The 18405-nt window shown below is 63.0% G+C and carries 19 protein-coding genes; 7 read left to right on the top strand and 12 right to left on the bottom strand.

The genetic code is table 11. The annotated features are described in order from the left end of the window. Positions 1-207 precede the first annotated feature (207 nt). The 3 genes from NKH83_RS26705 to NKH83_RS26695 all read left to right on the top strand — a co-directional run bounded on the left by NKH83_RS26705 (position 208) and on the right by NKH83_RS26695 (position 4043). Positions 208-1143, top strand: coding sequence for an alpha/beta fold hydrolase (locus tag NKH83_RS26705; RefSeq protein ID WP_352475399.1), 936 nt, complete (start codon positions 208-210; stop codon positions 1141-1143). A 78-nt stretch (positions 1144-1221) separates the two neighbouring features. Next, on the top strand, positions 1222-2397 hold the full coding sequence (locus NKH83_RS26700) for a CaiB/BaiF CoA transferase family protein (RefSeq protein WP_352475400.1): 1176 nt from the start codon (positions 1222-1224) through the stop codon (positions 2395-2397). Then, positions 2394-4043 (top strand): thiamine pyrophosphate-binding protein, encoded by a 1650-nt coding sequence (locus tag NKH83_RS26695; RefSeq protein ID WP_352808115.1) that lies wholly within the window; start codon positions 2394-2396, stop codon positions 4041-4043. Before NKH83_RS26700 ends, NKH83_RS26695 begins: the two co-directional genes overlap by 4 nt. 67 nt (positions 4044-4110) lie before the next feature. Here the strand turns inward: NKH83_RS26695 and NKH83_RS26690 are convergent, their stop codons facing one another. From NKH83_RS26690 to NKH83_RS26670, 5 genes are all read right to left on the bottom strand, one after another. Continuing rightward, positions 4111-4563, bottom strand: coding sequence for a CHRD domain-containing protein (locus NKH83_RS26690; RefSeq protein ID WP_352475402.1), 453 nt, complete (start codon positions 4561-4563; stop codon positions 4111-4113). Positions 4564-4710: 147 nt separating this feature from the next. Beyond that, on the bottom strand, positions 4711-5682 hold the full coding sequence (locus NKH83_RS26685) for an ABC transporter substrate-binding protein (RefSeq protein WP_254819029.1): 972 nt from the start codon (positions 5680-5682) through the stop codon (positions 4711-4713). A 38-nt stretch (positions 5683-5720) separates the two neighbouring features. Beyond that, positions 5721-6857, bottom strand: a complete 1137-nt coding sequence (locus tag NKH83_RS26680) for an ABC transporter permease (protein WP_352475403.1) — start codon at positions 6855-6857, stop codon at positions 5721-5723. Further along, the gene (locus NKH83_RS26675; RefSeq protein WP_352475404.1) at positions 6854-7732 is read right to left on the bottom strand and encodes an ABC transporter permease; all 879 of its coding nucleotides are present in this window, start codon (positions 7730-7732) and stop codon (positions 6854-6856) included. Before NKH83_RS26675 ends, NKH83_RS26680 begins: the two co-directional genes overlap by 4 nt. A gap of 464 nt (positions 7733-8196) precedes the next feature. Continuing rightward, a complete protein-coding gene (locus NKH83_RS26670) occupies positions 8197-8988 on the bottom strand; it encodes an ABC transporter ATP-binding protein (protein ID WP_352475405.1) in 792 nt (263 codons plus the stop codon). A 146-nt stretch (positions 8989-9134) separates the two neighbouring features. Here NKH83_RS26670 and NKH83_RS26665 point away from each other — a divergent pair, with 146 nt between their 5' ends. After that, entirely contained in the window at positions 9135-9539 is a 405-nt protein-coding gene (locus NKH83_RS26665; protein WP_254819033.1) for a cupin domain-containing protein, read from the top strand. Between the two features lie 35 nt (positions 9540-9574). On the opposite strand, the gene NKH83_RS26660 is transcribed toward NKH83_RS26665, so the two are convergent. Genes NKH83_RS26660 through aptA form a run of 5 tightly spaced genes read right to left on the bottom strand, consistent with a single transcriptional unit; the run spans position 9575 to position 14406 of the window. Beyond that, positions 9575-9943: a hypothetical protein gene (locus tag NKH83_RS26660; RefSeq protein ID WP_352475406.1), complete on the bottom strand. Its 369-nt coding sequence runs from the start codon at positions 9941-9943 to the stop codon at positions 9575-9577. A 2-nt stretch (positions 9944-9945) separates the two neighbouring features. Next, positions 9946-11397: a dihydropyrimidinase gene (gene hydA / locus NKH83_RS26655; protein WP_352475407.1), complete on the bottom strand. Its 1452-nt coding sequence runs from the start codon at positions 11395-11397 to the stop codon at positions 9946-9948. Between the two features lie 57 nt (positions 11398-11454). Beyond that, a complete protein-coding gene (locus NKH83_RS26650) occupies positions 11455-12705 on the bottom strand; it encodes a Zn-dependent hydrolase (protein ID WP_352808114.1) in 1251 nt (416 codons plus the stop codon). 10 nt (positions 12706-12715) lie between these two features. Then, complete coding sequence (locus tag NKH83_RS26645) at positions 12716-13066, bottom strand: hypothetical protein (RefSeq protein ID WP_352475409.1); 351 nt, start codon at positions 13064-13066, stop codon at positions 12716-12718. An 11-nt stretch (positions 13067-13077) separates the two neighbouring features. Then, complete coding sequence (aptA, locus tag NKH83_RS26640) at positions 13078-14406, bottom strand: omega-aminotransferase AptA (RefSeq protein ID WP_352799460.1); 1329 nt, start codon at positions 14404-14406, stop codon at positions 13078-13080. A 243-nt stretch (positions 14407-14649) separates the two neighbouring features. On the opposite strand from aptA, the gene NKH83_RS26635 reads away from it, so the two are divergent. Beyond that, positions 14650-15291: a TetR family transcriptional regulator C-terminal domain-containing protein gene (locus NKH83_RS26635; protein ID WP_254819042.1), complete on the top strand. Its 642-nt coding sequence runs from the start codon at positions 14650-14652 to the stop codon at positions 15289-15291. Between the two features lie 22 nt (positions 15292-15313). On the opposite strand, the gene NKH83_RS26630 is transcribed toward NKH83_RS26635, so the two are convergent. Beyond that, positions 15314-16186: a helix-turn-helix transcriptional regulator gene (locus NKH83_RS26630; RefSeq protein ID WP_352808113.1), complete on the bottom strand. Its 873-nt coding sequence runs from the start codon at positions 16184-16186 to the stop codon at positions 15314-15316. Positions 16187-16291: 105 nt separating this feature from the next. Here NKH83_RS26630 and NKH83_RS26625 point away from each other — a divergent pair, with 105 nt between their 5' ends. Continuing rightward, positions 16292-17143 (top strand): SDR family NAD(P)-dependent oxidoreductase, encoded by an 852-nt coding sequence (locus NKH83_RS26625; protein ID WP_352799458.1) that lies wholly within the window; start codon positions 16292-16294, stop codon positions 17141-17143. After that, positions 17140-17862 (top strand): SDR family oxidoreductase, encoded by a 723-nt coding sequence (locus tag NKH83_RS26620; protein ID WP_352799456.1) that lies wholly within the window; start codon positions 17140-17142, stop codon positions 17860-17862. The genes NKH83_RS26625 and NKH83_RS26620 overlap by 4 nt, the downstream gene beginning before the upstream one ends. Before the next feature lie 27 nt (positions 17863-17889). Here NKH83_RS26620 and NKH83_RS26615 read toward each other — a convergent pair whose 3' ends face one another. Continuing rightward, positions 17890-18267 carry a DoxX family protein gene (locus NKH83_RS26615; protein WP_352475415.1) on the bottom strand — a complete coding sequence of 126 codons (378 nt, stop codon included), beginning with the start codon at positions 18265-18267 and terminating at the stop codon, positions 17890-17892. Positions 18268-18405: the final 138 nt, after the last annotated feature.

The raw sequence follows: 18405 nt of genomic DNA, 5'->3' as shown, positions 1-18405 counted from the left end.
TGAAGGCGAAGCCCGCCAGCAAGATTGCACGCCGCGAAATGGCCCCGGTGGTTTTCACAGTCATACCCGCAATCTGCCGCTGACAATTTGACAGTATGCTGTCATGTAATCACATTGACAGTATACTGTCAATTGCCGTCGAATGGGTACCTACGTCTCTTGACGTCGATCGCCGCGTCGCCCAACAGTCGCCGACGGGAGCGAGACATGCCATTTGACAAGCAGAGGATGCTGGCATCGCCGACCGGCGCCGAGCTCAACCTTTATGTGAAACACGCCACCGGCCAACCGCGCGCCATTGTCCAGATCAATCACGGGCTGGCCGAGCACGCGGCGCGCTATGCCCGCTTCGCCGATTTCCTCGGCGAGCGCGGCTACCAGGTCTACGCGCACGATCACCGTGGCCACGGCGCCACCAAGGCGCCCGATGCGCCACCGGGCAGGTTCGCCGATGCGGATGGCGGTGCCAAGGTCATCGCCGATGTCGCCGCCGTCCATGATCTCATCGCCAGGGAACAACCTGGCCTGCCGGTCATCGTCTTCGGCCACTCCTTGGGCGCGTCGGTCGCGCTGAACTTTGTCCTCCACCACTCGGCGCGCATCCATGCCACCGCGATCTGGAACGGCAATTTCTCGGCCGGACGGCTCGGCCAAATCGCGCTGGGCGTGCTTGCCTGGGAAAGGTTCCGGCTTGGCTCAGACGTACCGTCGCGCATGCTGCCCCGGCTGACGTTCCGGGCCTGGGGCAAGGCAGTGCCCGATCGCCGGACGCCATTCGACTGGCTGTCGCGCGATGCCGCCGAAGTCGAGAAGTACATCGCCGACCCGCTCTGCGGCTGGGACGCATCGGTGTCGATGTGGCAGGACATCGTCAAGATGACGCTGCATTGCGGCAGCGACCGCAATTTCTCCGGCGTGCGGCGCGACCTGTTCGTCAATCTGGTCGGAGGCGAGCAAGATCCGGCCTCGCACGGCGGCAAGGCGGTCAGCCATCTTGCCGGCCGAATGCACATGATGGGCTTTTCGAATCTCGTTTCAAAGGTTTACGCCAAAACCCGCCACGAAAGCCTGAACGAGATCAACCGAGACGTCATCATGGACGATTTTGCCGCCTGGGCCGATCGCGTGCTGAGGGCACGGTAATACTGGCCCATTGCAAGGGCCGTGACAGCGGCGCGCGGGATTGATAGAGGCTGCACTTTCGATCAACCACGGTGATCCATGACTGAGCCTCCGCTCAAAGGCATCCGCGTCATCGAACTCGCACGCATCCTCGCCGGGCCATGGGCCGGACAGCTGCTTGCCGACCTCGGCGCCGACGTGATCAAGGTCGAGAGCCCGGACGGTGGCGACGACACCCGCAAATGGGGACCGCCCTTCGTCATCGGCCATGACGGCGAGAACCTTTCAGCCGCTTATTACCATTCCTGCAACCGCGGCAAGCGCTCCATCGCCATCGATTTCTCGACGCCCGAGGGCGCCGAGACGGTGCGCCGGCTGGTCGCGACATCGGATGTGCTGATCGAAAACTTCAAGGTCGGCGGACTGAAGAAATACGGCCTCGATTATGACAGCCTGAGGAAAATCAACCCACGGCTGATCTATTGCTCGATCACCGGTTTTGGCCAGTCGGGGCCGTATGCGCCGCGCGCCGGCTATGATTTCATCATCCAGGGCATGGCCGGCATGATGTCGATCACCGGCGAAGCCGGGCGCGAACCTCAAAAGGCGGGCGTCGCTATATCAGATGTTTTCACCGGGCTTTATTCGGTCATCGCCATCCAGGCGGCGCTTCGCCATGCCGAGAAGACCGGCGAAGGCCAGCATATCGACATGGCGCTCTACGACACCCAGATCTCGACGCTCGGCAACCAGAACCTCAACTACCTCGTCTCCGGACAGTCGCCGGTGCAGATGGGCAATGCGCATATGAACATCGCGCCCTACGAAGTGGTGCCGGTGAAAAATGGCCACATCATCCTGGCGGTCGGCAATGACGGCCAGTTCGCAAAGTTCTGCGCTGCCGTCGGCCTCGACGAGCTGGCGTCGAACCCTGACTTCGCTACCAATCCAGCCCGCGTCGCCAACCGGGCGAAGCTGCGCGAGCACATGATCGAGGCGCTGAAGGCCTTCGATCGCGATCCGCTGCTGGCCAGGCTCGAAGCCGCCGGCGTGCCGGCCAGCCCGATCAACAACATAGGCCAGATGTTTGCCGACCCGCAGACTATCGCGCGCGGCATGCGGCTCGACCTCAATGACGGCCATGGCAATCTCTTGCCCTCGGTGCGGGCGCCGATGGTCATGTCCGGCACGCCGCTGGTCTATGAACGTCCGTCACCGCGTCTCGGCGAACACACCGAAGAAATCCTTGCCGAACTGGAGAGGTCAGGAAAATGAAGACCGGCGGACAACTCATCGTCGATGCGCTCGAAACCAACGGAACGGACCGTATCTATTGCGTACCCGGCGAATCCTATCTGGCGGTGCTCGACGCGCTGCATGATTCACCGATCCGCACCATCGTCTGCCGCCAGGAGGGTGGTGCCGCGATGATGGCCGACTGCCACGGCCGCCTGACCGGCAGGCCCGGCATCTGCTTCGTCACCCGCGGCCCCGGCGCCACCAATGCCTCGGCCGGCATCCACATCGCGATGCAGGATTCGGTCCCCCTCATCCTGTTCATCGGCCAGGTCGCCAGCCACGCCAAGGGGCGCGAGGCCTTCCAGGAAGTCGACTACGTCAGGTTCTTCGGCGATATCGCCAAATGGGTGGTCGAGATCGACGACGCCGCACGCATCCCTGAATTCGTCACGCGGGCCTTTTCGGTGGCGACCTCCGGCCGGCCCGGCCCGGTCGTCATCTCGCTGCCCGAGGACATGCTGACCAGCCTCGCCGAGGCACCGGAAGCCCAGCATTACACCCCTGTCGAGACGCGGCCCGGCGAAGTCGAGCTCGACGCGCTGGAAGGGTTGCTCAACAAGGCAAAGCGGCCCTTCGTCATCCTCGGCGGTACGCGCTGGGACGCGCCGGCCGTTGCACGGATGCGGACGATAGCCGAAGCCTGGTCGCTGCCGGTCGGCTGCTCCTTCCGCCGCCAGATGCTGTTCGACCATCTCCACCCGAACTATGCCGGCGATGTCGGCATCGGGATCAACCCCAAGGTAGCAACCGCCATCAAGCAGGCCGACCTTGTGCTGCTCATCGGCGGCCGTATGGGCGAGATGCCGTCATCCGACTACACGCTGCTGAAGAGCCCCTACCCCGACCAGACACTGGTCCATGTCCATGCCGACGCCGGCGAGCTCGGCCGCGTCTATCGGCCGGCGCTGGCGATTAATGCCTCGCCTGCCGCTTTCGTCGAAGCCTTTGCCCGACGCAAGCCGGCCGCGGGGCCGGTGTGGGCGGCTGAGGCAGCGAAGCTGCACGCCGCTTATCTCGACTGGTCGACGCCTCCGGAGAGCGGCCCCGGCACCGTCCAGATGGGGCTGATCATGAATTATCTCGAAACGATGCTGCCTGACGACGCCATCCTCACCAACGGTGCCGGCAACTACGCCACCTGGGTGCATCGTTACCATCGCTTCCGGCGTTTCGGCACGCAGGCAGCACCCACATCCGGCTCGATGGGCTACGGCACGCCGGCGGCGGTCGCCGCCAAGCAGCTTTTCCCCGACCGCGACGTGATCGCCTTCGCCGGCGACGGCTGTTTCCTGATGAACGGCCAGGAATTCGCCACCGCCGTGCAATACGCACTGCCGATTATCGTCATTGTCGTCAACAACGGCATCTACGGCACGATCCGCATGCACCAGGAGCGCGAATATCCCGGCCGTGTCGTCGCCACGGATTTGAAGAATCCCGACTTCGCGGCGCTCGCGCGTGCCTATGGCGGTCATGGCGAAACAGTCGAGAGGACCGCCGACTTCGCGCCGGCCTTCGAACGCGCCCGCGCCAGCGGCAAACCGTCGATCGTCGAGATCAGGCTCGATCCCGAGGCAATCACGCCGACGCGGACCATGACCCAGATACGGGACAGGGCCTGAGCGCCAACGGGAAGGTCGAATCCCTTCCCAAACTTCAACAGGTTGATGCAGCGCTATGATCGCTGCGCTACATCGTCGACGGCGCCTTTTCGATCTGCCCGCGGATCTCGCCATCCGCGTGGGCCGCAGTGTGGATGTTGACGTAGTACTTGCCCGCCTCCAAATCGGTCGCCTGGGCATCGGTCAACGTCGCCGAGCCCTTGATCGGGCTCCTCAGCTTGCCTTCGAACGGTATCACCGGGTCGGCGTTTTCGCCCTTTGCCGCCGGGCCGTGAATGTGTGCGGCCTTCGCCGGCCCGCTGAGGCCGGAATATCTCACTGTCCAGCTGAGTTTCTTGGTTGTGGTGTTGAACCTGAGCGTGGCGGTGCCCTTGCCCTTCGTTGTGACGGGTGGGCTCTGCTGAGCACCATCGAGCGTCGCCGTCATCTTTATGATTTCGGCCAAGGCCGGTGAAGCAGAGAAGATGGCTGCAGAAATGGCCAGCGCCGAAAGCATCGGCGTGAAGGACTGGATGCGCATGGAAACCTCCGTTGTGACACCCTTGAGGCGGATGCACCGGCACAACGATTTTGCGAGCGGATGTTTCCGCCGGTAACGTTCATTTTACATCCCACTAAAAAGGGGCGGTCGCCCGCCCCTTTTCCGCTACAAGCCAGTTTGACAGCCCTATTTGATGGCCTTGTCGGTGATCGCCGTCGTGTAGGCGCCGGTAGGCTCCTTGCTGATGATCTTCTGGTCGAGCAGCGCCTTGGCGGTGCGCTCGTAGGTCGCCGGATCGAGCTTGCCATCGGCATTGTCGATCAGCTTGGCGACTTCGCCCATCATGCGTTTCTGGTGATTCTCGTCCTGGCCGCCATTGTCCATGACGATGCCAGCCGCTTCGTCGGAATTGTCGACGGCGTATTTCCAACCCTTCATCGAAGCGCGCACGAAACGCACCATCTTGTCCTCGAAGGCCGGATCCTTGAGCTTGTCCTCCAGGGCATAGAGCCCGTCTTCGAGCAGATCGTTGCCCATGGCGGAATAGTTGAAGACGGTCAGCTCTTCCGGCTTGTAGCCGGCGTCGATGAGCTGCCAGTACTCGTTATAGGTCATCACCGAAATGCAATCCGCCTGCTTCTGGATCAGCGGCTGCACGTCAAAGCTCTGCTTAAGCACGGTGACGCCGTCCGGCCCGCCATCGGTCTTGAGGCCAAGCTTGTTCATCCAGGCATAGAACGGATACTCGTTGCCGAAGAACCAGACGCCGAGCGTGTGGCCCTTGAAGTCGGCTTCTGTCTTGACCGGCCCGTCCTTCGGGCAGACCAGCTCCATACCGGCTTTCTTGAACGGCTGGGCGATGTTGACCAGCGGCACGCCCTTTTCGCGGGCAGCCAGCGCGCCGCCCATCCAGTCGACGATGACGTCGGCACCGCCGCCGGCGATGACCTGCTCCGGCGCAATATCGGGACCGCCGGGCTTGATCTCGACGTCGAGGCCTTCGGCCTCATAGAAGCCCTTGTCCTTGGCGACATAATAGCCGGCAAACTGTGCCTGGGTGACCCATTTCAGCTGCAGTGTCACCTTGTCTGCGGCCATCGCCTGGAACGCGGCAAGCGACATCGCGCCGGCCAGCATCGAAACAACAAGTCTTTTCATGTTTTACCCTCTGAAGTTAGCGCCCTAAACCCACCGCCCTATCCACCACGGACAGAGGGATGCCAAAACGTGATTGCTCTTTCGAAAAGAGCGACCACGCCATAAAAGACCGAACCCGCAAGTGCTGCAACTGCGATTTCGGCCCACACCATGTCGATGTTCATCCGGCCGACTTCCGTCGAAATGCGGAACCCCATGCCGACCACCGGGGTGCCGAAGAACTCGGCGACGATGGCGCCGATCAGCGCCAGCGTCGAATTGATCTTCAACGCATTGAAGATGAAGGGCGCGGCCGCCGGCAGCCGCAGCTTGAACAGCGTCTGCCAATAGCTCGAGGCATAGGTGCGCATCAGGTCGCGCTCCATATGGCCGGAGGCGGCAAGCCCGGCGACGGTGTTCACCAGCATCGGGAAGAAGGTCATGATGATGACCACCGCTGCCTTCGACTGCCAGTCGAAGCCGAACCACATGACCATGATCGGCGCGACGCCGATGATCGGCAGCGCCGACACCATGTTGCCGATCGGCAAAAGCCCGCGCCGCAGGAACGGCACGCGGTCGGCGGCGATGGCAACGAGGAAGCCGGCGCTGCTCCCCACTACATAGCCGAAGATGACCGCCTTGAAGATGGTCTGCCTGACATCGGCCCCCAGCACCGGCAGCGAGCCGACGATGCGGGCACCGATGGCGCTTGGCGGCGGCAACAGGATAAAGGGAATGCCGGCACCGCGCGTCACCGCTTCCCAGATGATCAGGATCCAGGCGCCGAAGATGGCCGGAATGATCAGGCGCAGGGCGGTTGACGCCCAGCGCGATATCGGGCGAAACGACGACAACACGGTTACGCAGCGCCAGGCCAAAAACCACGCGGCGGCGAGCAGCAGATAGAACGATGCGCGAGCGCTGCCCTCATTGCCGGTTATGCCGGCGAGCAGCATCCACGCCGCGCCATGCGCGCCAAGGAACAGCAACACCACCCCGATCATCGGTGGAAAGTTGTCGGCCTCGATTGCCACGAGCAGCAGAATGAAAATCGAAACCGTAGTCGCCATGCCGTAACCGGGCGTAGCACTGACGAGCGGCAAAACAAGCAGCGCGCCGACAAACAGGACAAGCGCGGCATACCCCTGCCAGGATCGAGGCGTGATTGAGGAAAGGCTCAGGAGCGAGCTCATGCCGGCCTCCCGCCCATGGCGCGGTCGACAAGGCGCCCGGCAATGCCGACCAGCATAACCAGCAGCGCCGCGACCACCGACCCGGCAACCAGCGCCGACCAGATGTCGATGGTCTGGCTGTAGTAGGCGCCGGCGAGCAGTTTGGCGCCGATGCCGGCGACGGCGCCGGTCGGCAGCTCGCCGACGATGGCGCCGACCAGGCTGGCGGCCACCGCCACCTTCATCGAGGTGAACAGGAACGGCACCGAGGCCGGCACCCGCAATTTCCAGAAGGTCTGCGAAGGACTGGCATTATAGGTGTGCATCAGGTCGAGATGGGTAAGCTCGGGCGAGCGAAGCCCCTTCACCATGCCGACCGCCACCGGGAAGAACGACAGATAGGTCGAGATCAGCGCCTTCGGGATCAGCCCGGTGATGCCGACAGCGGCCAGCACAACGATGATCATCGGTGCCACCGCCAGGATCGGAATGGTCTGCGAGGCAATGATCCACGGCATCAGGCTGCGGTCGAGCGTCGCCACATGCACGATGCCGACGGCGATGACGATGCCGAGCGCCGTGCCGAAGGCAAAGCCGAGCAGCGTCGACGACAGCGTCACCCAGGCATTGTAGACAAGGCTGCGGTTCGAGGTGATGCTGCGCAGAAAGGTGTTTTCGAAGAAATTCACTGCCACCTGATGCGGCGCCGGCAGCGTCGGCTTCGGCTGCGCCAGCGTCTTACCGATGAATTCCACAATACCCGGTGTCTGATTGGCGCGGCGGTCGAGATCGCGCTGGAACGGCGTGTTAAGGACGACAGCCATGACGTACCAGACGACGACAACGCCCAGAAGGATCGAGGTCACCGGAACGATCTTGTCGCGAAACGAGTCCATTCTAGCAGGCCTCGCCGGGTAAGCGCCCTCCTCTCCCCAACGGGGAGAGGGTGGCTGGAGCGAAGCGGAGGCCGGGCACTTTCGCCCCGGCATTCGTTTCTTTCGAAGGGCGGAGCAGCCGCGAAGCGGCGTGCGTAAAGGGCGCCCCCAACCACCCCTTCGTCATCCTAGGGCGCAGCGAGGAGCGAAGCGACGCGGCGCAGACCCTAGGATCCATTCCGTTACCTTCCCGTTCCGAAGCGGTGCTGAAAATAGCTCCCTCTCTGGAAGGAACGGCGCTTGCGCTGGCTTGCCCGGCGCTTATTCTCGACCGCTTGCGCGTTTCGGCCGACGTCACGGCATGGATCCTAGGGTCTGCGCACGCCGCTTCGCGGCGGCTCCGCCCTAGGATGACGAATGCACGGTTAGCGCCTCCCTCGCGAGGGCGATGCACCTCCGAACGCGCAAGCCCGTTCCGCGCCGCCTCAATCATCATAGCTGTGCCCCGCCCTCAGCCCGTCCCGCACCCGCGCGGCGATGGCCAGGAACTCCGGCGTCTCGCGGATATCGAGCGGCCGCTTTTTCGGCAGCGTCGATTCTATGACGTCGCTGACACGCCCCGGGCGCGGCGACATGACGACGATGCGCGTCGACAGATACACCGCCTCGGGGATCGAATGCGTGACGAAGCAGATGGTCTTGTTGGTTCGTTCCCAAAGCTCCAGCAACTGTTCGTTGAGGTGATCGCGCACGATCTCGTCGAGCGCGCCGAACGGCTCGTCCATCAACAAAAGGTCGGCGTCGAAGGCGAGCGCCCGCGCGATCGAGGCGCGCTGCTGCATGCCGCCCGAGAGCTGCCAGGGGTATTTCTTCTCGAAGCCGCTGAGGTTGACGAGGTCGAGGGTTCGCTTGATGCGCGCCGCCTGCTCCGCCCTGGACAGGCCCATGATCTCCAGCGGCAGCGCCACGTTGCGCTCGATCGTGCGCCACGGATAAAGTGCGGCCGCCTGAAAGACATAGCCATAGGCGCGGCTCTGGCGCGCCTGCTCGGGCGTCATGCCGTTGACGGAGATGGCTCCCGATGTCGGCTTCTCCAGATCGGCGATCACGCGCAGCAAGGTTGTCTTGCCGCAGCCGGAGGGCCCGATGAAGGACACGAATTCGCCCTTGCCGATGGTCAGGTCGACATTAGACAGCGCCTGCACCGGACCATCGTTGGTCTGGAAGGTCAGGCCAAGCTTGCTTGCCAAAACAACGGCTGGCGATACTCCCGTCATCGGCCGTAGCCTGTCGCTTCCGGCCACTGCGGCGCCGGCCGGAATCCCATTGATTTTACCCCGATGTTGCTTTCCACTCGCCCAGTCCTACTCGCCCCAAATCGACGCGCCCTTGTCCCATCAGATAGACGCCCGGAGTTACCCCGATGTCGCCCAAACCGACGTGCCATCTTATCCGCCCTGAAAGCTCTTATGAAGGCAAACAGGGCCTGAGTTATTTTGCCGGCATCGCCGCCGAAACAGTCGGCTCGTCCGGCATCTGCATGCATCTGCTGACCATGCCGCCGGGTGCCCGCGCCAAGGCGCATTTGCACGAAAACCATGAAACCGCGATCTATGTGCTCTCCGGCGAAGTCCATACCTGGTATGGCGACCGGCTTGAACAGCATATCGTGGTCAAGGCCGGCGATCTTTTCTACATTCCGGCCGGCGTGCCGCATCTGCCGGCCAATCTGAGCGACAGCCCCGCCTCGGCGGTCATTGCCCGCACCGATCCCAACGAACAGGAAAGCGTCGTCCTGCTGCCGGCACTGGACGGGTTGGTCGCCTGAAGCCGGCATCGAGGCGGCGGCCGTCATCGGCACCGTCACGAACATGATTTCAGCGGCCCTATCTCCTCAAGGCCGGGAATGGTCACGAAGAAACCATCCCCTCCTTTGTTGACGACCTTGACGGCATCCGTGGTCGTCCCCTCCTCGCCCTCGGCGAAACAGGTGGAGTTCAACAACTGGGTGCCAGGCATCGTCGTCAATCGCCGTGCGAACTCGCAGCCGCTGCCATAGGTTTCGACGCCGTCGGCGGTCAGCACGACATAATCGTCGCTGTCCTGATAACCGAGCCGTACGCCAGCGCAACCGACCCCATTGCCATAGGAGCCGGCAAGGACGTCAGCCGCCGCCGGCCGGGCGGCAAGGATCACCGCGGCCAGTGAGATAATCGCACCGTGGCTCGCCAAGCTCAAACGCCCGTCGCCGGGATGCCTGTACGTTCCACCTTGCGCGGCGCGGAAATCTCCTTCCAGGTCGACAGTGCCCGGTTGACCGCCGCGTTCGGCTCACGAGCGACGAACTCGCCATGGCCGGGCTTTGCCTTGACTTCGTTTTCCTCGATGGACAGTTCGCCGCGCGAAAAGACGAAGCGCGGCAGGCCGGTCACCTCGAAACCTTCGAAGACGTTGTAGTCGATCACCGACTGCTGCTTCTTGGCCGTGATCTTCTTCTTGCGCTTCGGGTCCCAGACGAGGATGTCGGCGTCCGCGCCTTCGACGATGGCGCCCTTCTTCGGGTACATGTTGAGTATCTTGGCGATGTTGGTCGAGGTCACCGCGACGAACTCGTTCATCGTCAGCCGGCCGGTGTTGACGCCGGTCGTCCACAGTACCGGCAAACGATCCTCGAGCCCGCCGGTGCCATTCGGAATCTTGGTGAAGTCGCCGACGCCGTTGCGCTTCTGTTTGGTGGTGAAGGCACAATGGTCGGTCGCCACCACTTGCAGCGACCCGGCCTGCAGGCCGGCCCACAGCGAATCCTGGTGCCATTTGTTGCGGAAGGGCGGGCTCATGACACGGCGCGCCGCATGGTCCCAGTCCTTGTTGAAATACTCGCTCTCGTCCAGCGTAAGATGCTGGATCAGCGGCTCGCCGAACACCCGCATGCCTTTCTGCCGCGCGCGGCGGATGGCCTCGTGCGCCTGCTCGCAGGAGACATGCACGACATACAGCGGCACGCCAGCCATGTCGGCGATCATGATGGCGCGGTTGGTCGCCTCGCCTTCCACTTCCGGCGGGCGCGAATAGGCGTGCCCCTCCGGGCCGTTGTTGCCCGCCGCCAGCAGCTTCTGCGACAGGGCGGCCACCACGTCGCCATTCTCGGCATGGACCAGCGGCAGCGCGCCAAGATCGGCGCAGCGCTGGAACGACGAATAGAGCTCGTCGTCGTCGACCATCAGCGCGCCCTTGTAGGCCATGAAATGCTTGAACGAGGTAATGCCCCTGTCGACGACGGTGGCCATTTCGTCGAACACCTGCTTGCCCCACCAGGTGATCGCCATGTGGAAGGAATAATCGCAGGACGCCTTCGAGGTCTTGTTGTCCCACATCTGCAGGGCCTCGAGCAGCGATTGCTGCGGCGATGGCAGGCAGAAATCGACGACCATCGTCGTGCCGCCTGCAAGGGCCGCGCGGGTGCCGGATTCGAAGTCATCGGCCGAATAGGTGCCCATGAACGGCATTTCGAGATGGGTATGCGGGTCGATGCCGCCCGGCATCACATAGCAGCCGCTGGCGTCGAACTCATGGTCGCCATGCAGATCCGGTCCGATGCCGATGATCTTGCCGTGCTTGAACAGCACATCGGCCTTCCACGTCCGGTCGGCGGTGACGATGGTGCCATTCTTGATGACTTTGGTCATTTTCTTGTTCCCTTGTTCTCTCGCGCTTCTTGTGAGCGGCGTTGCGAGGCTATCCCATCATTCGACAATGACCGCCGTGTCGACCACCGCATGGAACAGCACATCGGCGCCGGCCGCTGCCCATTCCTTGGTGATTTCCTCGGCCTCGTTGTGGCTGAGACCGTCGACGCAAGGGCACATCACCATTGCGGTGGGCGCAACGCGGTTGATCCAGCAAGCGTCATGGCCGGCGCCCGAGACGATATTGCGATGCGTATATCCCAAGCGCTCCGCCGCATCCCGCACAGCCTTGACGCAGCCCGCGTCGAAGGTGACCGGGTCGAAATGGCCGACCTGCTCGATTTGATATTTGATATCGAGCGCGTCGCAGATCGTGTCGATGCCTTCGCGGATGCGCCCGTCCATGGCGTCCAGCACCTCCTTTTCCGGCGAGCGGATGTCGATGGTGAAGACGGTGCGCCCGGCGATGATGTTGCGCGAGTTCGGATAGACCTCCATATGGCCGACCGCGCCGACGGCGTCGGGTTGGTAGTCCATGGCGATCTCGTGCACCAATTCGATCACCCGCGCCATGCCGAGCCCGGCATTGCGCCGCTTCGGCATCGGCGTCGAGCCGGTGTGCGCCTCCTTGCCGGTCAGCGTCACCTGCAGCCATTTCAACCCTTGCCCATGGGTGACGACACCGATGTCGATGCCCTCGTCCTCGAGGATCGGGCCCTGCTCGATATGCAATTCGAAGAAGGCGTGGATCTTTCGGTCACCGACTTTCTCGGTGCCCTTCCAGCCGATCCGTTCGAGTTCCTCGCCGAATTTCTTGCCGTCCTTGTCGACATGTGAATAGACGTCGGCCTGGTCGAGCACGCCGGCGAATACCCCGGACGCCATCATTGCCGGCGCAAAGCGGGCGCCTTCCTCGTTGGTCCAGTTGGTGACGACGATCGGGTGCTTGGTCTTGATGCCGAGATCGTTGAGCGAGCGCACGACCTCCAGGCCGCCGAGCACGCCGAGCACGCCGTCATACTTGCCGCCGGTCGGCTGGGTGTCGAGATGGCTGCCGACATAGACCGGCGGCAGGCTGGGGTCGGTGCCTTCGCGGCGGGCAAACATCGTGCCCATCTCGTCGACGCCCATTTCGAGCCCCGCCTCATCGCACCAGCGCTTGAACAGGTGCCGCCCTTCGCCGTCCTCGTCGGTAACGGTCTGGCGATTATTGCCGCCGGCAATGCCGGGGCCGATCTTCGCCATCCCCATTATCGAATCCCACAAACGGTCTGAATTGATTCGCAGATTCTCGCCGGGGGCGGCCATGGATAGTCCTTTACGCTTTCAGTTCATTGAGGAACATTTGTGCCAGGCGCGGTTCTCCTGGACGATTGGACCCTTGCTCCGCCCTCAATTCAACCAGCCGCTGCATAGGAGCAAAGAGGTCGGCAAAACCCATCTTTTCTCGAACCAAGACAAGCTCGTCTCCTATTGCGTCCAGCCGCTTTACACTTTCCGGCAAATGACGATCTTCGAGATGTGCCGGAAGGGTTCCTTCGTTCTGGCCGAACAGACCCCATCGACCGTCGGCGCAATCGCGAAGCGCAACAAGTAAAGCATCGAAATAGGCCGTCTCGAGAGACTGCCTTTCCTTCTCCAATGCCGCTTCGCGCTTTGCAGAGGCCATTCACACCCTTCCTAGTCTATCGATCGCAACACATCACGGACGTGGTCGATCAATTCGTTGATCTGGCCTTTGGTGATGATCAGCGGCGGCGACAGCGCGATGATGTCGCCGGTGGTTCGGATCAATGCACCGCGCTCGAACGCTTTCACAAAAGCCGAGAAGGCCCGCTTCGTCGGCTGCCCGGCGATCGGCGCCAGTTCGATCGCGCCGATCAGGCCGATGTTGCGGATGTCGATGACGTTCGGCTCGCCCTTCAGCGAATGCAGCGCGTCCTCCCAGTACGGCGCCAGTTCCTCGCCGCGCGTCAGCAGCCCCTCTTCCTTGTAGGTGTCGAGCGTGCCCAGCGCCGCGGCGCAGGCGATCGGATTGCCCGAATAGGTGTAGCCGTGGAAGAACTCGATCATGTGCTCGGGCCCGGTCATGAAGGCGTCGTGGATTTCCTTCTTCACGAACACCGCGCCCATCGGGATGACGCCGTTGGAGACGCCTTTGGCGGTGGTCATGATATCGGGCGTGACGCCGAAATAGTCGGCGGCAAACGGCGTGCCGAGACGGCCGAAGCCGGTGATGACCTCATCGAAAATCAGCAAGATGCCGTGCTTGGTGCAGATCTCGCGAAGCTTCTGCAAATAGCCCTTCGGCGGCAGGATGACGCCGGTGGAACCGGCAACCGGCTCAACGATGACGGCGGCGATTGTCGAGGCGTCGTGCAGGGCAACGATACGCTCTAATTCGTTCGCCAGTTCGGCGCCATGCTCGGGCACGCCCTTGGTGAAGGAGTTCTTTTCCGGCAGATGGGTGTGTGGCATGTGATCGACCCCGCCGAGCAGCGTGCCGAACATCTTGCGGTTTGTAACGATGCCGCCAACCGAAATGCCGCCGAAATTGACGCCGTGATAGCCGCGTTCGCGGCCGATCAGGCGGGTGCGCGAGCCCTCGCCTTTTGCGCGGTGATAGGCGATGGCCATCTTCAGCGCGGTCTCGACCGATTCCGATCCGGAATTGGTGAAGAACACATGGTCCATGCCCTTCGGCGCGATATCGACCAGCCGATTTGCAAGCTCGAACACGATCGGGTGACCCATCTGGAACGCCGGCGCATAATCGAGCTCTGCCGCCTGGCTCTGGATCGCCTCGGTGATTTTCGGACGGCAGTGGCCGGCATTGACGCACCACAGGCCGGCGGTGCCGTCGAGAACCTTGCGCCCGTCGCTGGTCGTGTAATGCATGTCCTTGGCGGACACGAACATGCGCGGCGCCTGCTTGAACTGCCGGTTTGCCGTGAACGGCATCCAGAATGCGCTGAGATCGTTCGGCGTGACTTTCAGCCGGTTGGACATGACCAAGACTTCCCCTTGTAACCCGTTTCGGTGCGGCTAACGCCTGGTCTTTCCAACACTTGGTCTTTGCTGCGTTTTCGTGCTACGCAAATTTTTGACCGGTTGGACAAACGTTAGCACCGCCTTATCAGCGGTCAAGGGATTACTAGCGGAAATGCGGCTTTCGAAGTGCGCTCCACAGGGCGGAGAAAAACTGGTCCAGAGAATTGGTCCAGACACGCCTCGCGGCGAAGGTTTTTCGAGGTGACGGGGGCGGTCGAAAGCTCCGCTCCTCGCCGCACCCGCATCCAGCTGGAAAAGCGCGAGCTCATTTTAGAGGCGGCGCTCGAAGTCTTCTCCACCAACGGTTTTCGCGGCTCGACCATCGACCAGATCGCCGAAGCCGCCGGCATGTCGAAGCCGAACCTGCTCTATTACTTCCGCCGCAAGGAGGACATCCACGAGACGCTGATGCAGCGGCTTCTCGACACCTGGCTCGCGCCGCTGCGCGAACTCGACGACATTGGCGATCCCTTGACCGAACTGCGCAGCTATATCAGGCGCAAGCTCGAAATGGCGCGCGATTTCCCGCGCGAGAGCCGGCTGTTCGCCAACGAGATCCTGCAGGGCGCGCCGCGCATCATGCCGATGCTGGAGGGCGAATTGAAGACACTGGTCGACGAGAAGGCCAACGTCATTAAGGGCTGGATGCGCGCCGGCAAGATTGCCCGCACCGACCCCTGGCACCTGATCTTCTCGATCTGGGCGACGACGCAGCATTATGCCGATTTCGACGTCCAGGTCCGCGCCGTGCTCGGCCCCGATCGCGGCGGCGACGGCCGCTTCGAGGATGCCGCAAGGTTTCTCGAGCAACTGTTCATTGACGGGCTGAAGCCGAAGGGCTGAGGCTTCAGCGAAGCGATGGGCATCACGCGCTGCGCCGCTCGGCCGGAAGCGTCTCCAGCAGTTGTTCGAGCTTGGCGATCGAGTTTTGCTCGGCGAGCGGCGTGTAGACGATCAGCTTCATGTCCGAGCCGTCGTCGATCGACAGGCTCATATGCTCGAACGCCATGGCGCCCGCTATCGGGTGCCGGACATGCTTCACACCCGATAGGTTGCGGGCCACGTCGCGTAGCGGCCACCAGGCGCGAAACTCCGGGCTCGAGCGCGTCATCAGCGCGATCAGCCGCTCGAAATCCGGATCGCCGACATATCTGGCGCTTTCTGCCCGGAATGACGCCAGCACGGCACGCGCCAGTTCCTCCCAGTCGACGAGCAGGCGCCGGTGCTGCGGGCTGGTGAAAACCATATGGACGATGTTGCGGGCATCGCCCTCCAGCAGACCATAGTCGCCGAACACGGCTGCCGCGGCAGAGTTCCAGGCCAGCACGTCCCAGCGCCGCCCAAGGACATAGGCCGGCTGCAGGACCAGGCTCTGCAGCATGTGCAGTAACGGGCTATCGACTTTTTCCGGCGCGTCGACGCGACGCTCCGGCTGCGGTCGGCCGGCAAGGATGAACAGATGCCGTTGCTCGGCCGTGTCCAGGCGCAGCGCCCGGCTGAGCGCCGTCAGCACCTCTGCCGATGGCCGAACGTCGCGGCCCTGCTCCAGCCAGGTGTACCAGGTCGTGCCGACGCCGGCGATCATCGCCACTTCCTCACGCCGCAGCCCGGGCGTGCGCCGGCGCAATCCGGTCGATATGCCGGTGGCCGAAGGCGTCAGCCTTTCGCGCCGCGAGCGCAGGAAGGCGCCAAGCTCGCGGCGGCGGCTGTCTTCGGCGGAATGCGTGGGGGAATCCATCGGCGCTATTATAGCAGTACCGATACCAGGATAAAGTTTGAACTGTTTGGCAAGTGGCTGGTGCCCCATCTTTCCGCTCAGAGCTACGAGATGGAGGCTCCGAACATGGAACTGAAAGACAAGACAATCCTCATCACAGGGTCTACCGACGGCGTCGGCCGCGTCGTCGCGCAAAGGCTCGGCGCCGGCGGCGCGCGCATCCTTGTGCATGGCCGCGACGCGACAAGGGGCAAGGCGATCGCGGCCGAAATCGAAGCCGCCGGCGGCAAGGCCGAGCTGCTGGTCGCCGACCTCTCCTCCCTGGCGGAAGTCCGCCGCCTCGCCGAGGCCGTGCGCGCAAGGACCAAGCGGCTCGATGTCCTCATCAACAATGCCGGCGTCGGCACCGCCGGCCCAAACGCGAAACGGCAGGTCAGCGCCGACGGCTATGAGTTGCGCTTTGCCGTCAACTATCTCGCCGGCTTCCTGCTCACCACGGAGCTGCTGCCGCTGCTCAAGTCCAGCGCGCCGGCGCGCATCGTCAACGTCGCCTCGGCCGGCCAGCAGGCGATCGACTTCGACGACGTCATGCTGACCCGCTCCTATGACGGCGTCCGTGCCTACTGCCAGAGCAAGCTGGCGCAGATCATGTTCACCATCGATCTGGCGGAGCAGCTGAACGGCACCGGCGTCACGGTCAACAGCCTGCATCCGGCAAGCTACATGAACACTACGATGGTGCGGCAGGCGGGCATCACACCCAGGAGCTCCGTCGAAACAGGCGCAGAGGCCATCATCAACCTCGCCACATCGCCGGCGCTAGAGGGGCGAAGCGGCCTCTATTTCGACGGCCAAAGAGAATCCCGCGCCGATGCACAAGCCTATGAGGCGAAGGCGAGGCAGCAGCTGCGCGAATTGAGTCTCGGCCTTGTCGGGCTCGCACGCTCCTCCGCAACATCGAAGAAAGAAAATTCATGATCGAGAAAACCAATCACACCGTGGTCGTCGGCGGCTCCTCCGGCATCGGCCTCGCCACCGCGAAAAAGCTGCTCGGCCCGGGCATGAAGGTGACGATCACCGGGCGCAACCAGGAAAGGCTCGACAACGCATGGCAAAGCCTTGGTGGCGCGGTCGAAAAAGCTGCCTTCGACGCCGCGAAGCCGGACGAGGTTCGCCGGTTCTTTAGCGATCTCGGCCCTTTCGATCACCTGGTGCTGGCCGCTAGCGGCGGCAAGGGGCTCGGCCCGTTTGAAACACTTGACCTGACCGACATCGGCGGTGGCGTCGACGAGAAGGTCCGGCCACAACTCTCCTGCCTGCAGGCCGCCTTGCCGACGCTGAACAAGAGCGGTTCGGTGACTTTCATCTCGGCGGTGTCGGCGCAGTTGTCGGCGCCCGGCGTCGCCGGCATCGCCGCCGTCAACGGCATGCTACTGACCGTGGTGCCGATCCTGGCGATGGAGCTGAAGCCGTTACGCGTCAATGTCGTGGCACCGGGTGTCATCGACACGCCATGGTGGGATTTTTTGCCCGACGATCATCGGCAGGCGGTGTTTGCCGAATATGCCGGCAAGACGCCGGTCGGCCGCATCGGCCGCGCCGAGGACGTCGCCGAGGCAATTGCGTTCCTGGTTTCGAACAGCTTCGTCACCGGCCAGGTCCTGACCTGCGACGGAGGTTTGCGGTATGCGGCGTAAAGCGGCTGCCCCAGGCGACGGTCGTTGTCAAAGCGGTTGCGCGATCAGCGCCAGAAATCCTCCGGTCAACGCCACGTTGCCGACAAAGCCATTGATGCGGGACGCGCGCTCCGGGCCCTGATGATCCCAGAAGTTATGGAACATCGGCGTAGCGACAATCAGGAACAGGATCAGGCATGCCGCCGCCAGAGCGGTCCAGATGCCTGCGATCACCAGCGCTCCGGCGATGATTTGCAGGACGATCCCCAGCCACAGCACCAGCCGCGCCTGCGGCACGCCGCGCGTCGTCATCAATTGGCTCACCAACGCCGCGTTCTGAATGTTGCGTAGGCCGGCAAAGACAAAGGCGCCGCCAAGCAGCAGGCGGGCGGCGAATAGGATCTCATTATTAAAGCTTGAAAACATGCTGTCGGTCCTTGGAAAAGAGGCGCGCGGCGGCAAAGCGCCGCGGCGGGTTTGGAAAGCGCCAGCACCCCCCCCAGCGGGGGTTTTGATTGTTACGGAACCCAAACCCCGGGGGCGGTGGGTTTTAAAAAAAAACCC

This window comes from Mesorhizobium sp. M0909, from assembly GCF_040319515.1.
GTDB lineage: Bacteria > Pseudomonadota > Alphaproteobacteria > Rhizobiales > Rhizobiaceae > Mesorhizobium.
The sequence above is the reverse complement of the archived record's forward strand: the minus strand, read 5'-3'. Positions and strand labels throughout refer to the sequence as shown.

Coding starts and splice junctions, on each gene's coding strand:
- NKH83_RS26705 (WP_352475399.1), top strand. CDS start 208: ATGCCATTTGACAAGCAGAGGATGCTGGCATCGCCGACCGGCGCCGAG.
- NKH83_RS26700 (WP_352475400.1), top strand. CDS start 1,222: ATGACTGAGCCTCCGCTCAAAGGCATCCGCGTCATCGAACTCGCACGC.
- NKH83_RS26695 (WP_352808115.1), top strand. CDS start 2,394: ATGAAGACCGGCGGACAACTCATCGTCGATGCGCTCGAAACCAACGGA.
- NKH83_RS26690 (WP_352475402.1), bottom strand. CDS start 4,563: ATGCGCATCCAGTCCTTCACGCCGATGCTTTCGGCGCTGGCCATTTCT.
- NKH83_RS26685 (WP_254819029.1), bottom strand. CDS start 5,682: ATGAAAAGACTTGTTGTTTCGATGCTGGCCGGCGCGATGTCGCTTGCC.
- NKH83_RS26680 (WP_352475403.1), bottom strand. CDS start 6,857: ATGAGCTCGCTCCTGAGCCTTTCCTCAATCACGCCTCGATCCTGGCAG.
- NKH83_RS26675 (WP_352475404.1), bottom strand. CDS start 7,732: ATGGACTCGTTTCGCGACAAGATCGTTCCGGTGACCTCGATCCTTCTG.
- NKH83_RS26670 (WP_352475405.1), bottom strand. CDS start 8,988: ATGACGGGAGTATCGCCAGCCGTTGTTTTGGCAAGCAAGCTTGGCCTG.
- NKH83_RS26665 (WP_254819033.1), top strand. CDS start 9,135: ATGTCGCCCAAACCGACGTGCCATCTTATCCGCCCTGAAAGCTCTTAT.
- hydA (WP_352475407.1), bottom strand. CDS start 11,397: ATGACCAAAGTCATCAAGAATGGCACCATCGTCACCGCCGACCGGACG.
- NKH83_RS26650 (WP_352808114.1), bottom strand. CDS start 12,705: ATGGCCGCCCCCGGCGAGAATCTGCGAATCAATTCAGACCGTTTGTGG.
- NKH83_RS26645 (WP_352475409.1), bottom strand. CDS start 13,066: ATGGCCTCTGCAAAGCGCGAAGCGGCATTGGAGAAGGAAAGGCAGTCT.
- aptA (WP_352799460.1), bottom strand. CDS start 14,406: ATGTCCAACCGGCTGAAAGTCACGCCGAACGATCTCAGCGCATTCTGG.
- NKH83_RS26630 (WP_352808113.1), bottom strand. CDS start 16,186: ATGGATTCCCCCACGCATTCCGCCGAAGACAGCCGCCGCCGCGAGCTT.
- NKH83_RS26625 (WP_352799458.1), top strand. CDS start 16,292: ATGGAACTGAAAGACAAGACAATCCTCATCACAGGGTCTACCGACGGC.
- NKH83_RS26620 (WP_352799456.1), top strand. CDS start 17,140: ATGATCGAGAAAACCAATCACACCGTGGTCGTCGGCGGCTCCTCCGGC.
- NKH83_RS26615 (WP_352475415.1), bottom strand. CDS start 18,267: ATGTTTTCAAGCTTTAATAATGAGATCCTATTCGCCGCCCGCCTGCTG.